The 14,996-nt window shown below is 66.7% G+C and carries 12 protein-coding genes; 5 read left to right on the top strand and 7 right to left on the bottom strand.

Annotated features, from left to right (window positions below; all coding sequences use genetic code 11):
- The first annotated feature begins 30 nt into the window (after positions 1 to 30).
- Complete coding sequence (gene ilvD / locus NOF53_RS08745) at positions 31 to 1,875, top strand: dihydroxy-acid dehydratase (RefSeq protein ID WP_255967364.1); 1,845 nt, start codon at positions 31 to 33, stop codon at positions 1,873 to 1,875.
- 326 nt (positions 1,876 to 2,201) lie between these two features.
- Positions 2,202 to 3,737 (top strand): amino acid permease, encoded by a 1,536-nt coding sequence (locus tag NOF53_RS08740; RefSeq protein WP_255967363.1) that lies wholly within the window; start codon positions 2,202 to 2,204, stop codon positions 3,735 to 3,737.
- Positions 3,738 to 3,798: 61 nt separating this feature from the next.
- Here the strand turns inward: NOF53_RS08740 and NOF53_RS08735 are convergent, their stop codons facing one another.
- Complete coding sequence (locus tag NOF53_RS08735) at positions 3,799 to 4,662, bottom strand: DoxX family protein (protein WP_255967705.1); 864 nt, start codon at positions 4,660 to 4,662, stop codon at positions 3,799 to 3,801.
- 98 nt (positions 4,663 to 4,760) lie between these two features.
- Here NOF53_RS08735 and NOF53_RS08730 point away from each other — a divergent pair, with 98 nt between their 5' ends.
- A complete protein-coding gene (locus tag NOF53_RS08730) occupies positions 4,761 to 5,915 on the top strand; it encodes a PQQ-dependent sugar dehydrogenase (RefSeq protein ID WP_255967362.1) in 1,155 nt (384 codons plus the stop codon).
- A gap of 123 nt (positions 5,916 to 6,038) precedes the next feature.
- Here the strand turns inward: NOF53_RS08730 and gatB are convergent, their stop codons facing one another.
- From gatB to NOF53_RS08710, 4 genes are all read right to left on the bottom strand, one after another.
- Positions 6,039 to 7,550 (bottom strand): Asp-tRNA(Asn)/Glu-tRNA(Gln) amidotransferase subunit GatB, encoded by a 1,512-nt coding sequence (gene gatB, locus NOF53_RS08725; RefSeq protein ID WP_255967361.1) that lies wholly within the window; start codon positions 7,548 to 7,550, stop codon positions 6,039 to 6,041.
- Positions 7,551 to 7,592: 42 nt separating this feature from the next.
- Positions 7,593 to 8,624, bottom strand: a complete 1,032-nt coding sequence (locus NOF53_RS08720; RefSeq protein ID WP_255967360.1) for an ATP-dependent 6-phosphofructokinase — start codon at positions 8,622 to 8,624, stop codon at positions 7,593 to 7,595.
- Between the two features lie 131 nt (positions 8,625 to 8,755).
- On the bottom strand, positions 8,756 to 9,418 hold the full coding sequence (locus tag NOF53_RS08715) for a response regulator (RefSeq protein ID WP_255967359.1): 663 nt from the start codon (positions 9,416 to 9,418) through the stop codon (positions 8,756 to 8,758).
- A 9-nt stretch (positions 9,419 to 9,427) separates the two neighbouring features.
- Positions 9,428 to 10,597 carry a sensor histidine kinase gene (locus tag NOF53_RS08710; protein ID WP_255967358.1) on the bottom strand — a complete coding sequence of 390 codons (1,170 nt, stop codon included), beginning with the start codon at positions 10,595 to 10,597 and terminating at the stop codon, positions 9,428 to 9,430.
- A gap of 165 nt (positions 10,598 to 10,762) precedes the next feature.
- On the opposite strand from NOF53_RS08710, the gene NOF53_RS08705 reads away from it, so the two are divergent.
- On the top strand, positions 10,763 to 11,404 hold the full coding sequence (locus tag NOF53_RS08705) for a hypothetical protein (RefSeq protein ID WP_255967357.1): 642 nt from the start codon (positions 10,763 to 10,765) through the stop codon (positions 11,402 to 11,404).
- A gap of 2 nt (positions 11,405 to 11,406) precedes the next feature.
- Positions 11,407 to 12,858 carry an alpha/beta-hydrolase family protein gene (locus tag NOF53_RS08700; protein ID WP_374212592.1) on the top strand — a complete coding sequence of 484 codons (1,452 nt, stop codon included), beginning with the start codon at positions 11,407 to 11,409 and terminating at the stop codon, positions 12,856 to 12,858.
- Here NOF53_RS08700 and gatA read toward each other — a convergent pair.
- Positions 12,832 to 14,328, bottom strand: coding sequence for an Asp-tRNA(Asn)/Glu-tRNA(Gln) amidotransferase subunit GatA (gene gatA, locus NOF53_RS08695; protein WP_255967355.1), 1,497 nt, complete (start codon positions 14,326 to 14,328; stop codon positions 12,832 to 12,834). The two genes, NOF53_RS08700 and gatA, sit on opposite strands and share 27 nt — an antisense overlap.
- Positions 14,325 to 14,624 (bottom strand): Asp-tRNA(Asn)/Glu-tRNA(Gln) amidotransferase subunit GatC, encoded by a 300-nt coding sequence (gatC, locus tag NOF53_RS08690; RefSeq protein WP_109331061.1) that lies wholly within the window; start codon positions 14,622 to 14,624, stop codon positions 14,325 to 14,327. The genes gatA and gatC overlap by 4 nt, the downstream gene beginning before the upstream one ends.
- Positions 14,625 to 14,996: the final 372 nt, after the last annotated feature.

Below are 14,996 nucleotides of genomic sequence, written 5' to 3'. Positions count from 1 at the left end.
ACTTCCGTACGCTGACTAAGGAATACGCTCATGCCCCCGCTGAGGTCCCGAACCACCACTGCCGGACGAAATGCCGCAGGCGCCCGCGCGCTGTGGCGTGCCACCGGAATGACCGACTCCGACTTCGGGAAGCCGATCGTCGCAATTGCGAACTCGTACACCCAGTTCGTCCCCGGGCACGTCCACCTCAAGAACGTGGGCGACATCGTCGCCGACGCCGTCTGGGCTGCCGGTGGGGTACCTCGCGAGTTCCACACGATCGCAGTCGACGACGGAATCGCCATGGGGCACGGCGGCATGCTCTATTCCCTTCCGAGCCGGGAGATCATCGCCGACTCCGTCGAGTACATGGTCAACGCCCACACCGCTGATGCGCTCGTGTGCATCTCGAACTGTGACAAGATCACCCCGGGCATGCTCAATGCCGCACTGCGGCTGAATGTTCCCACAGTCTTCGTCTCGGGCGGGCCCATGGAAGCCGGCAAGGCGGTCGTCGTGAACGGTGTCGCCCAGGCGCCGACTGACCTCATCACCGCCATCTCGGCGAGTGCCAGCGACGAGGTCGACGACGAAGGACTCGCCGAGGTCGAGCGCAGCGCCTGCCCGACCTGTGGGTCCTGCTCGGGCATGTTCACCGCAAACTCGATGAACTGTCTCACGGAGGCACTCGGACTGGCGTTGCCCGGCAACGGTTCCACGCTCGCCACCCACGAGGCCAGGCGCGCGCTCTTCACCCGGGCGGGAACCACCGTCGTCGAGGCGGCCCTGCGCTACTACAAGGATGATGACGAGTCGGTCCTGCCCCGTAACATCGCGACGCCTGCCGCGTTCCGCAACGCGATGGCCCTCGATGTCGCGATGGGCGGCTCCACCAACACGGTGTTGCACACCCTCGCGGCCGCCCAGGAGGGCGAGGTGTATGACTTCGATCTCGACAAGATCGACGAGATCAGCCGCAAGGTGCCCTGCCTGTCCAAGGTGTCGCCCAACTCCGACTACCACATGGAAGACGTGCACCGTGCCGGCGGAATCCCCGCGATCCTCGGCGAACTGCGTCGCGCAGGGCTGCTCGAGAGCGACGTCTCGACCGTGCACACCAAGAGCTTCGACGAGTGGCTCGACACGTGGGACATCCGTTCCGGCAAGGCATCCGACGAGGCCGTCGAACTCTTCCACGCCGCACCCGGCGGCGTCCGCACCACCGAGCCGTTCTCGACGAACAATCGCTGGTCCTCACTCGACACCGACGCCGCCAACGGGTGCATCCGCGACTTCGAGCACAAACACACGGTCGAGGGCGGCCTGGCCGTGCTGCGCGGCAACATCGCCGTCGACGGCGCCGTCATCAAGACAGCCGGGATCGACGAAGACCTGTTCCATTTCCAGGGACCCGCGCGCGTCGTGGAGTCGCAGGAAGAGGCGGTGTCGGTGATCCTCGGCAAGAAGATCCAGCCCGGTGAGGTCCTCGTCGTGCGCTACGAGGGTCCCGCAGGTGGCCCGGGCATGCAGGAAATGCTGCACCCCACCGCCTTTCTCAAGGGCTCCGGTCTCGGGAAGAAGTGCGCACTGATCACCGACGGCCGATTCTCCGGCGGTTCCTCGGGACTTTCCATCGGCCACATCTCCCCCGAGGCCGCCAGCGGCGGCGCGATCGGCCTGGTCGAGGACGGCGACCAGATCCTCATCGACATCGCGACCCGCACGCTGAAGCTCCTCGTCGACGACGCGGTGCTCGCCGATCGCCGGGCGAAGATGGAGTCGTCCGAGCGTCCGTGGCAGCCGCTGAACCGCGAGCGCACCGTCACGACGGCCCTGCGCGCGTACGCCGCGCTCGCCACGTCCGCCGACAAGGGTGCGGTCCGCCAGGTCCCCTGACCGCGCATCGACACCGGGCACACCGCGCAGACACGAAGCCGGGTGCCGCAGCAGGAGGTTTTCTGCCGCGGCACCCGGCTTCCGCCGTCGGTGTGACTTTCGGATTCCGCCTCGGATGTGACCGCGCTCACGGTGATCAACTCGCTCAGACGGCAACACCCCAGAAAGGGTTCTCTTGATCGAAATGATCAGTTGAGGCCGAGCTTCTTGCACACGTCGCTCAGTAATGGTTCCCTCAGTTGGCAGTTGAGACCTACATCACAATCGGCAACACCGGAACACCTCCGGCCCACGAGGCCATCGGGAACACAACCTAGGAGCGACACATGCCAGGAGTCGGCATATGGCGAACGAAATCCGTCGAGCAATCGATCGCGGACACCGACGAGCCCGACACTCGGCTGCGGAGGGAACTGACCGCGAAGGATCTGACCGTCTTCGGTGTCGCTGTCGTGATCGGTGCCGGTATCTTCACTCTCACCGCCCGCACGGCAGGCAACGTCGCAGGGCCGTCCATCTCGCTTGCCTTCGTACTCGCCGCCATCGCATGTGGCCTGGCCGCATTGTGTTATGCCGAGTTCGCGTCCACCGTACCGGTGGCCGGAAGCGCGTACACCTTCTCGTACGCCACCTTCGGCGAATTCGTCGCCTGGATCATCGGCTGGGATCTCATTCTCGAGTTCGCACTCGCGTCGGCCGTGGTGGGTAAGGGCTGGTCGCTGTATCTCGGCAACGCACTCGGCTTCAGTGGCGCCACCACAGCGCATCTGGGACCGATCGACTTCGACTGGGGCGCGCTGATCATCATCGGTGCCATCACCGCCGTGCTCGCCATCGGCACCAAGGTCTCCTCCCGCGTGTCCGCGGTCATCACGGCCATCAAGATCGCCGTCGTTCTCCTCGTCATCGCCGTGGGCGTCTTCTACATCAAGAAGGAGAACTACGCGCCCTACATTCCGCCCGCAGAGGGTGCGTCGAGCACCGCGCACGGCGTGCATCAGACGCTGTTCTCCTTCCTCACCGGTGCCGACGGCAGCAGCTACGGCTGGTACGGCCTGCTCGCCGCGGCCAGCCTCGTCTTCTTCGCCTTCATCGGATTCGACGTCGTCGCCACCACCGCGGAGGAAACCAAGAACCCGCAGAAGGCTCTTCCCCGCGGAATCCTGGGCTCACTGGCCATCGTCACCGTCCTCTACGTCGCCGTGACCCTTGTCCTCACCGGCATGGTCAAATACACCGATCTGAAGACCGGGAGTCCGCTCGTCGGCGACAGCAGCGCCACTCTCGCCACCGCTTTCGAGGCTCACGGCATCACCTGGGCGCAGACGGCCATCAACTTCGGCGGACTCGCAGGTCTGACCACCGTGGTGATGGTCATGATGCTCGGACAGACCCGAGTGCTGTTCGCGATGTCTCGGGACGGCCTGATGCCGCGGGGACTGGCCAAGACCGGCAACAAGGGAACCCCCGTTCGTATCACCCTGATCGTCGGTGCCGTCGTCGCCCTGCTCGCCGCGTTCTTCCCCATGGGAACGCTCGAAGAAATGGTGAACATCGGAACGCTGTTTGCGTTCGTGCTGGTCTGTATCGGTGTGATCATTCTTCGCCGCACGCGGCCCGACCTGCCGCGCGGCTTCCGCGTCCCGCTGGTTCCGCTGGTTCCGATCCTGGCCGTCGCCGCCTGCGGATGGTTGATGCTGAATCTCTCGGTCGAGACGTGGATCCGGTTCGTCGCGTGGATGGCACTCGGTGTGGTGATCTACTTTGCGTACGGTCGGCGCAAGTCCGTTCTGGGCCAGCGCCTCGCGGCACAGGCGGAGCCGCCGGAAGAGGAGAAGCTCCCCGAGTTCGCACAGCACTGACCTGGATGAACGAATCCGCCGCACGTTCTGAACGGGACGTGCGGCGGATTCGTCTGGGCAGTCAGATGAGCGGGTTGGCACCGTTCAGGAAGATCCAGGTGCAGACGCCGGCAGCGACACCGAGAATCAGAGCGACGAACGAACCGATGAACGGACGGGTCGCCCACCCCCGCCTTCCATCGAGAGAGATACGACCGGGCCCGGTGAGAATGATCACCCCGGCGCACACGCCGAGCAACGTCTCGTACTCGGTTCCCGCGGGCGCGAAGTACTCGAGTCCCGGTTCCGCCGTCTGCCGGAAAGCCCACGCATTGATCATCACCGCGAGAACCGAAGCAGCGGCCAGTGGCGTAACCAGCCCGAGGATCAGCAGCGCACCACCGGCAACCTCACCGACGGCGCCCAGAATTGCGAGAAGCTTCGCCTGCTGGAATCCCGCGTTCGCCAACATGTCCTCGAACCCGTCGAGACCTGGGCCGTTCCATATCCCGGTCAGCTTCTGCAGTCCGTGCACCAGAGCGGTTCCGCCCACAGCGAGGCGCAGCGCAAGCAATCCGAGGTCCAGGGTGCCGCGACCGATCTTCACATCACCGTCACCCGCCGCACCGACCGCGGACGTACCCGTCGTTGCGTCCGATCCGGTGGAAGGCCGACCGAGAACCTCGGTCGGCTGGTCCGACTCCCGCGACCCCGAGTCCCGGTAGGCCGGGATCTGCTCGGTCGGCAGACCCGCGCCGTGCGCGTCACCGAAATCCAGCTCGTCGTCGGTGTGCGGAAGAGCGCGCCCCCCGGAACCGGACACCGGCGTGGCCGTCGGAAAACGCTCGGTCGGAGAGTCGTACGGGCTCGAGACCTTGCCGTAGTCCGGTGAAGCGCCGTGGTCCGAGGCACCGGGGTCCGGCGACTCGTTGGGGTCTTTCCGCATGTCAGTCACACCGTCCAGGGTAGGTCGGCGGGGGGAACATCGCCGGGAAGCGGATGCGGCGTGGCGGTGTCGGCGCACCCTTCCGTAACGTTTCTCTCATGATGGTGGGTGGGCTGCGCCGCAGGGCGACCGGCAGATCGACATGGATGATGTCCGTGCTGTGCGTCACCGCGCTGCTCGCAGCAGGATGTGCAAAGTTCGATGATTCGGCGTCGTCGCCGTTCAGCCCCGAACCTTCCGAAGCGTCGGGCGCCGAGGTAGAGCCCGAGAGCCCGCCGCCGTCCACGACTACACCACCGCCGCCCAGCGGGCCGCTCGGGCCGTGTCAGGATCCGGACCCCAGTGTCATCGCCACCTGTCTCGACACGACGGGTGGCCTCGTGGTCCTTCCCGACGCAGCCACTGCTCTGGTCGCTGAGCGGCGGACCGGACGCATCCTCGAAGTAGCGCAGGGCCGCCAGCCCAGGGAAATAGCTCACATCGACGTCGACGGCAGTTCCGACGGCGGACTCCTGGACATCGCTCTGTCACCGAGCTTCGTCGAGGACAACCTGATCTACGCCTACGTGTCGACTCCCACCGACAACCGGGTGGTACGCGTCGCGCCTGGCGATACTGCAAAGGAAGTACTCGGCGGGATACCGCGGGGGGACGTCGGCAATGCGGGTTCACTCGAATTCTCGGGAGACGAACTCATGGTGCTCACGGGAAATGCGGGAAATCCGGCCGCCGCGTCCGACCCAGCCTCTCTCGCCGGCAAGCTGCTGAAGGTCACGGCGCTCTCTCCCGCCCCGACTCCTGCGCAGCCGCGGCCGCAGGTCGTCTTGTCCGGCATCGGAACCGCCGGTGGGGTGTGCGTCGACCCCGGCGTGGCGGTGTGGGTTACCGACCGCACACCCCTCGAGGATCGCCTGCAACGGGTCAGCGCCGACGGCGCCGTGTCCTCCCCGGTGTGGACGTGGCCGGAGCGCCCCGGCGTGGGCGGGTGCGTGGCCGCGCAGGACGTCGTTGCCGTGTCGCTGAGCACGGCCAAGGCGATGTCAGCGCTCGCCGCCGACCCGAGCACCGGAGCTGTCACCACCGCTCCCGGCGTCATCGTCCAGGACCGGTACGGCCAGCTCGGTGGAGCCGCCCTCGGGCCGGACGGTCTGATCTGGGTCAGCACGGTCAACAAGACGGCCGGCCAGCCGGGTCCCAACGACGACCGTGTGATCAAGATGCCGTTGCCATCCGGCGGCGGCGGGTTCGACTGACGCGCTGCTCGGCCCCGTCCCGCCCCTCCCTGCTTGTACTCCCGTGCACGAACGGGACGTTCGTTCGGTTGAACCGAACGAACGTCCCGTTGGTACGTCGGCGGGGTTACACGTCGGCGGAGGTTAGCTGCAGGCCTCGATGACGAGTTCCTTGACACGAGCGGGGTCGGCCTGGCCACGCGTCGCCTTCATCACGTCGCCGACGATCTTGCCCGCGGCCGCCACCTTGCCGCCGCGGATCTTGTCGGCGATGTCGGGGTTGGCTGCCAGGGCCTCGTCGACGGCCGCCTTCAGCTTGGTGTCGTCCCGCTCGACCACGAGTTCCGGATGGTTCGCAACAACCTGTTCCGGATCGCCCTCGCCGTCGAGGACGTGGTCGACCACCTGACGCGCGACCTTGTTGTTCAGCTTGCCGCTGTCGATGAGCGCGACCACCTGAGCCACCTGCGCCGGGGTGATCGGCAGCGCCGTCAATTCCACGCCGCGCGTGTTCGCCTGCTGGGCCAGGTACGACACCCACCATGACCGCGCGGCTTCCGCGGAGGCTCCGGCCTCGGTCGTGGCGATCACGAGGTCGAGGGCACCGGCGTTGACGAGGTCGCGCATCACCTCGTCGGAGACACCCCACTCGGCCTGGATCCGGGCGCGACGAACCCAGGGCAACTCCGGCAGCGTGCCGCGGAGTTCCTCGATCCATTCGGCGCTGGGGGCCACCGGCTCGAGGTCGGGTTCCGGGAAGTACCGGTAGTCCTCGGCGGTCTCCTTGCGCCGGCCCGGCGACGTGGTGCCGTCCGCCTCCTGGAAGTGGCGGGTTTCCTGGATCACCACACCGCCCGACTCCAGCACGGCTGCCTGACGGCGCATTTCGTACCGGACCGCCACCTCGACGCTCTTGAGGGAGTTGACGTTCTTCGTCTCCGTACGGGTTCCCAGCTCAGTGGCGCCGATCGGCATCAGCGACACATTGGAGTCGCAGCGCATCGAACCCTGGTCCATGCGCACGTCGGACACGTTCAGCGACTTCAGCAAATCGCGCAGCGCGGTGACGTAGGCACGGGCAACCTCGGGAGCGCGCGCACCGGCACCGCTGATGGTCTTGGTCACGATCTCGACCAACGGAACACCCGCCCGGTTGTAGTCGAGCAGCGAGTGGCTTGCGCCGTGGATGCGGCCCGTCGCGCCGCCGACGTGCAGCGACTTCCCGGTGTCCTCTTCCATGTGCGCCCGCTCGATCTCGACGCGCCAGGTGGTGCCGTCGTCGAGAACGACGTCGAGGTAGCCGTCGGTGGCGATCGGCTCGTCGTACTGCGAGATCTGATAGTTCTTGGGCTGGTCCGGGTAGAAGTAGTTCTTCCGCGCGAAACGGCCCCACGGTGTGATCGAGCAGTTCAGCGCCAGGCCGATCCGGATCGCAGATTCGACCGCAGCCTCGTTGACCACCGGCAACGACCCGGGCAGGCCCAGGCAGACCGGGCACACCTGAGTGTTCGGCTCAGCGCCGAACTCGGTCGGGCACGGGCAGAACATCTTGGTGTTGGTGCCGAGCTCTACGTGTACCTCCATGCCGAGAACAGGCTCGTACTTGGCGAGCACATCGTCGTAGTCGAGGAGGGCCGGCGCGTCGACAGCAGTCATGCAGAAGAGTTTATGCGCCTGCTCGTGTGCCCAAAAACGCGGTCAGCCGAAAAAGGCGGCTGCCTCGTCGTATCGCTCCCGTGGCACGGTCTTGAGGTGGCGGGTGGCGTCGGTGAGCGCCACCAATTCGATCGACGTGCCGTGCAGGGCAACCATCTGCCCGAAGTCTCCGCGGTGGACCGCGTCCGTGGCGTGCACCCCGAAGCGGGTGGCGAGCACCCGGTCGTACGGGGTGGGTGTGCCGCCCCGCTGCACGTGCCCGAGAACCGTTGTCCGTACTTCCTTCCCGATGCGGCGTTCGATCTCGGTGCCGAGCTGCTGCGCGACACCGGTGAATCGTTTGTGCCCGAACTCGTCGATGCCACCTTCGCGCAGCGTCATCGACTCGGGGGTGGGCGCGGCACCCTCGGCGACGACACAGATGAAGTGGGAGTCACCCCGCTGGAACCGCTTCTTCACCATGTCGCACACCTCACCGACATCGAACGGCACCTCGGGAACGAGGGTGAGGTGCGCGCCCGTCGCCAAACCCGAATGCAGAGCGATCCAGCCGGCGTGCCGGCCCATCACCTCCACCAGCATGACCCGTTGATGCGACTCGGCGGTGGTGTGCAACCGGTCGATTGCATCCGTCGCGATGGACAACGCGGTGTCGAAGCCGAACGTCACATCGGTGCAGTCGATGTCGTTGTCGATCGTCTTCGGAACCCCGATGACCGGGACACCGCTTTCTGCCAACCACCCTGCGGCAGTGAGCGTTCCCTCTCCTCCGATCGGAATGAGGGCGTCGATACCGTTGTCGTCGAGGGTCTGCCGGATCTGGTCCAGTCCGGCTTTCAACTTGTCCGGATTCACCCGGGCAGTGCCCAGGATGGTGCCGCCGCGGGTGAGGATGCGGTCGATCCGGTCGTCGTTGGACAACGGAACCTTGCGGTCCTCGAGCAGGCCGCGCCAACCGTCCCGGAATCCCACCACCGAGCTGCGATACCGGCCGTCGGCAGTGCGCACCACCGCCCTGATCACCGCGTTGAGTCCGGGGCAGTCGCCGCCGCCGGTCAGGATCCCGATTCGCATCCGAGCACCCCTCGTTCTCCCGTTGCGGCGCCGTGTCCCGATGGGAAGGCGCCTCGTGTGGTGATGGTGGTTCTCCTTACCCATCTTGCCGCTCGGACGCCGTGAGGGCACCTCGGACCGACGGGTTCTTTTCAGCCCGGTGTGACGAGGCCACTCTCGTAGGCGAGAACCACGGCCTGTGCGCGGTCTCGGAGATCGAGCTTGGACAGCACCTTTCCGACATGCGTCTTGACGGTCTGCTCGGCGACGAACAGCCGGTCCGCAATCTCGGTGTTGGACATCCCGCCGGCAATGAGTTCGAGAACCTCTCGTTCGCGCGGGGTCAGCGCCGAGAGCGCCGCAGGCTTGCGGCGTGTGGTGCTGCGGCGGCTCGTCACGTCCGCGATCAGGCGTTTGGTGACCGTCGGCGCCAGAAGCGCCTCCCCGTCGGCGACCACCCGGACGGCACGGACCAGTTCCTCGGCGGGCGCGTCCTTGAGCATGAAGCCGCTGGCGCCGATGCTGAGCGCTTCGTAGACGTAGTCGTCGACGTCGAACGTGGTGAGCATCAGAACGCGCACAGGGGGATCGAATCCCGCCGACAGGATCAGGCGCGCCGCATCGAGACCGTTCATCTCTGGCATCCGGACATCCATCAGGACCACGTCGGGACGCAGACGTCTGACCTCGGTCACCGCCACGGCCCCGTCCGGTGCGTCGCCGATGACGCTGATGTCGGGTTGTGAGGAGAGCAGGGCGCCGAAGCCCTGACGGACCATGGCTTGATCGTCAGCAATGAACACGGTGATGGCCACGCCGTCAGCCTAGGCTGACGCGGCCGCGAACTCGGCGTGGACCTCGAATCCGCCGTTGTCGTGCATCCGCGTGGTGAGCACCCCCCCGACGGCCTGCGCGCGCTCACGCATGCCGATGATTCCATTGCCTCCGGTCGATTCGTGCCTGGTCAGCGCAGACGCGATACTGCGTTTCGCCGGACCGTTGATCACGGACAGCGACACGATCGGCGACTGATACGTGATTTTCACCTCGACCGCTGCGCCCGATGCATGCCGCGCTGTGTTGGCCAACGACTCCTGCAGGATGCGATACATCACCAGACCGACCGACTCGGACGCGAGCGTCGCGTCACCGGACACACTCCAGGTGACCGGGATCCCGGCCCGGCGACTGCCCTCGAGCAACTCGCCGATCTGGCCCACCCCGGGCTGCGGGGCGTGCTCGGCGAGCTGGCCGTCGCTCCGCAGGACGCCGAGCAGTCCGCGCACCTCGTTCAGTGCGGCGCGCCCGGCCGCGCCGATCGACTCGAATTCGGCGCGGGTTTCGTCCGATACGTTCGCGATGCGATAGGGCGCGCTCTGCGCCTGCACGACCACCATCGACATATGGTGCGCGACAACGTCATGCAAGTCACGCGCTATGCGCGCCTTCTCCTCGAGAACCGTGCGACGCGTGCGTTCGAGCTCGCTCAGCTCTTCCTGCCGGGCGAGTTGCCTGCGCGAGAGCACGAGCCAGCGGATCAGCAGGCCGAAGACGACGATCGCCGTGAGCCCCACGGCCCAACCGCGGCCGTTGGTGCCTGGCGTGTCGGCGAGGAAGAGCAGCACCGTCGACATCCATGCGACGCCGACGACGGGAATGGCCGCCCGCATACTCACTGCCGCCAGGAGCGCCAGTATCACCAGGATATGGACTACCTGCCAGGGGTAGTCGTAGCCCGCTTGCAACCCGAAGACTCGCGGAATGACCAGAGCGGAGACCGCAGAGACAGCCCACCCCAGCGCGGGGTTGGCGCGGATCAGCACGAAGGGAAACGCTGCGAGCGCCGCGACGAACGGCTGAATCGCCGGGCTCACCTGGTGCGTCAACTGTAGTGTCGGCCACGCGACAGCGAAGAGAATCGCTGTGACCACGACAATTGCCAGGTTCAGCCACTGGCCTCGAGCAACTCTCCGGATACGCGTCTTCTTGTCCACACGTCGAGCGTAGGAAGTGCGTTCACCGCATGTCCTCACTCCTCGGGCCGAGGTACCCCTAGTACCGAGGTATGAGATCGCGGCCCACTCGTCCCCCGAGGCCAGTGATCGAACCGGACTCCGGTGTGATGTGGCTGCGTAACGCTTGTTCATACCGTCTTCGTCATGCGAACGACGGGGACACGGAGAACTACCTGGGCTGCGGTGGCCTTTGCCGCAACGGCCCTTCTGACCACTACCGGATTCTCCGGCACCGGGACCGCGGGCACACCCCGGCCACAGAACGCCGCCGCGTCGGACGCGGTACTCACTCTCACCTCCGCCGAGGAATTCGCGGAATCGTCCATTCCCGCGGATTTCGAATCCGTCATGGGGTACACACCGCAGCGCGTCGAGGGAGTGCTCGCCGATCCGGCGGGCGACTGCTCGTCCCCGGTGCCGTTGCCGGTCGAATTCGACGCCTCGTGCAAGGCCCACGACCTCGGATACGACCTCCTCCGCTACGCCTCCCGGTCCGGGAACGACCTCGAACCGTGGGCACGACAGAGCCTCGACACACAACTCGATCGACGAATGCACGCGGCGTGCGACAGGCGCGTCGACGAACGTGCTCGCACCTCCTGCTATGTCATGGCGAACATCGCGACCACTGCCGTCACGGGAAACAGTTGGCGCCAAGGCTATTCCGCGCCCGTGACCGAGTCCGGAGCCAAGTACGGGCTCGCAGGCGGTGTCGGGGTCGCACTCCTCGCGGGTGCGACCTGGTCCCTTCGCCGCCGACCGGAACCCCAGGGAGCCGTCGCATGAGCATGACCGCTGTCCTCGACGCCCGGCGCCACCTCGACTACGGATCCCGAGTACCGGCGAATGTGCTCCGCCGCGGGCTCGCCACAACGATTCCGGTGTCGGCACTCCCCCGGGCCTCCTCCACGATCTCCGTGACGATGTTCGTACTCGCCTCGCTCGCACCGTCATTGCTTCCTCGAAGCGCCCTGACGCAAGCCCTCTTCACCGGCGTTCTCGCTGCGGCGGGGCTCGGGATCCTCGTCCTCGCGCGCCGGCTGCGGCAGGTGCTCATTCGCCCCTCCGCGTCGCGGGTACCCCGGGAATCCGTTCGCCTTCCAGCCTTGTTGGGCGCGATGGTCGCCACTGCCTGGACGATCGTGATTGCCGACCACTGGCAGGATTCACTGCGGCAGGCGATGGGGATGAACAACGTGGGCCCGGGTCACTGGATGCAGGTGATCATCGGCGCCGCGTCGACCTTCGGGTGCCTGGTTGCCGTCGGGGCGGCTGTCTCCTCGGTGGCCCACCGTCTCGGCTGGATCGGCAGCGCCACCACCGCCATCGTTCTCGCGACCGGTCTGCAACTGGTTGCGGGGCCGGCGGTCTGGGAGATGATGTCGCGTTCGTACAGCGATTCCAATGATCTGGTCGACGTCTCGCTGCATCGTCCGATGTCCGTCGCACTGGCAGGGAGCCCCCCGTCCGTCGTCAGTTGGGAGTCACTCGGCCGGCAGGGACGTCGCTTCGTCGCTGCCGGTGAGCAGTCGGCGAGTATCCGCACCTACGTCGGGATGAATTCGGCGCCCGACGTGCAGTCCCGCGCAGCCCTTGCGGTCTCGGAACTGGAGCGGGCGGGCGGATTTACGCGTTCGGCCATCGTCGTCACCGTTCCCACCGGTTCCGGTTGGATAGACGAGAACGCCGCGAAGGGGTTCGAGGAACGCTTCGGTGACGATGTTGCGATCGTCGGACTCCAATACTCCTACGCACCGAGTTGGATCACCTTCGCCTTCGGCCGCTCGGCGGCCGGCGAATCTGCGGCAGCGTTGTTCGAGGCCGTCGCCGACCGCATCGCGGCAGTACCCGAGGCACTCCGGCCTGCTCTCTACGTCTACGGCCAGAGCCTCGGATCCGTCGGGGGCAGCGCCCAGTTCGCCGACGCAGCAGACCTGAACCGGCAAGTGTGTGGGGCGCTGTGGGCAGGACCGCCCGCCGGGTCCGTGATGACCGACGGCGCAACGGTTCTGGCCAACACGTCCGATCCCGTCGTGTGGTGGTCACCCGACCTGATCCTGCACCGGCCCGATCTGTCGCGCGCCGTGCGAGATGCTCCGATCCCCCAATGGATCCCCGGCGTGACCTTCCTCCAGGCCGGCGTCGACCTGGTGTCGGCGCTCAACTTCCCCGCCGGGCACGGGCATCGCTACGGAGAAGAGCAGGGCACCGCCCTACCCGACTGCGACCTCAGCCGGTGACCCGATAGGACCACGTGCAGCTTCAAAAGCCGCACCCACCCGGTAGAGCCGCTCATCGGCGAGCGCCGGCGCCATGATCTGCAGGCCGACCGGGAGACCGTCGTCCGCCGACAGCCCGGAGGGAACGGACATCGCGCAGTGGCCCGCGAGGTTGGTGGGCAGCGTGCACAGGTCCGACAGGTACATCGCGAGCGGATCGCCGACCTTCTCCCCCAGCTTCCAGGCCGTGAACGGACTGGTGGGAGAGACGAGGACATCGACCTGCTCGTAGGCCCTGTCGAAGTCGCGGGATATCAGGGTCCGGACCTTCAGCGCCTGGCCGTAGTAAGCGTCGTAGTACCCCGCCGAGAGCGCGTAGGTGCCGATCATGATGCGGCGCTTGACTTCCGGACCGAAGCCCGCAGCACGAGTAGCGGCCATCACCTGATCCGCGCTCATGTCGCCCTCGTCGATCCGCAGTCCGTACCGCATGGCGTCGAACCGGGCGAGGTTGGAGGACACCTCACTCGGGAGGATCAGGTAGTACGCGGCGAGCGCGTACTCGAAGTTGGGGCAGGACACTTCGACGACCTCGGCACCCAGTTCGGTGAGCTGTGCTACCGCCGCGTCGAACGAGGAGAGGACGCCGGGCTGGTAGCTGTCGGAGTGCAGCTCCTTGACGACGCCGACCTTCACACCTCGGAGATTGCCGCCGGCTCCCTCCCGCGCCGCGGCGACCACCGGGCGGACCGGCGCATCGATGGAGGTGGAGTCGCGCGGATCGTGACCGGCTATCACCTCGTGCAGCAAGGCAGTGTCGAGAACCGTGCGGCCACAAGGGCCCCCCTGGTCCAGCGACGACGCACAGGCGACCAGGCCGAAGCGAGACACCGTGCCGTAGGTCGGCTTGGTGCCCACCGTCGCGGTCAGCGCGGCGGGCTGCCGAATCGATCCACCGGTGTCGGTTCCGATCGCGAGCGGCGCCTGCCGGGACGCGAGCGCCGCGGCGCTGCCGCCGCCCGACCCGCCAGGTACGCGGGAGACGTCCCAGGGGTTGCGGGTGGGGCCGTACGCAGAGTTCTCCGTGGACGAGCCCATCGCGAACTCGTCGAGGTTTGTCTTGCCCAGGATCGGGATACCGGCAGCGCGGAGTTTGCTCGTGAGAGTCGCGTCGTACGGGGCAACCCAGTTCTCGAGAACTTTCGAGGCGCAGGTGGTGGGCATGTCGGTGGTGGTGAAGATGTCTTTGAGCGCCAACGGAACTCCCGCCAGCGGCGAAGCGGGAGCCTCACCCGCGGCCAGCGCGCTGTCCACCTCCTTCGCCGACACGAGAGCCTGTTCCCCCGCCACGTGCAAGAAGGCACCGAGTCCGCCGTCGACCTCCGCGATGCGGTCGAGATGCGCCTGGGTGACCTCGACGGACGACACCTCACGGCGGTGGATCTTCGACGCCAGTTCCGCCGCGTCGAGTGTGGTCAGTTCGGCGCTCATTCGCCCTCTCCGAGAATCTGCGGTACGGCGAAACGATCCTGTTCGACAGCGGGTGCGCCGGACAGCGCCTGCTCCGGGGTGAGCCCGGGAACGATCACATCGGGACGGGTCACGTTGGTGACCGCGTTCGGGTTCGCCATCGGCTGGACGTCTTCTGCGGGAACCTCGGTGACCACCTTCACGTGGCTGAGAATCGAGTCCAGCTGACCCGCGAACTCGTCGAGTTCGGCGTCGGTCAGGGCGAGTCGAGACAGCCGCGCGAGGTGCGCGACCTCGTCACGGGAGATGGCAGGCACCGCGGGGCCCCTTTCAGGTCGGACGTACACAATGTCCGTCCCAGCCTAGAGCGTGGCCCGATCAGCCGTGCAGCCAGCGCCGAATCCTGGCCGTGCGGAGGCGCGTGCCATGAACCCGGGTGTCGTCACCGGTGAAGCAATACACCGCGTGGTACCGCATCGGATCGGAAGCCCGATCGTGGCCAACTGCGCCTACGTTTCGACTGGAATGTTTCGTGGACGAGGCGATTCCGTATCGAGGGTGTCAACGAATCGGGCGCGACCTGGAACTCCCGCTCGGTCCTCCCCCGAACGCGGAGGGGGGACCGCATACTCGGAACCGAAAGTGCAAGGATGGTCGTGACGGGGGTCGCAGGTGGTACTCCCGCGTTT

Origin of the sequence: Rhodococcus tibetensis (assembly GCF_024438035.1) — a bacterium.
Classification (GTDB): domain Bacteria; phylum Actinomycetota; class Actinomycetes; order Mycobacteriales; family Mycobacteriaceae; genus Rhodococcus_F; species Rhodococcus_F tibetensis.
Note: the sequence above shows the minus strand (reverse complement) of the source record. Positions and strands in the feature narration are given on the sequence as shown.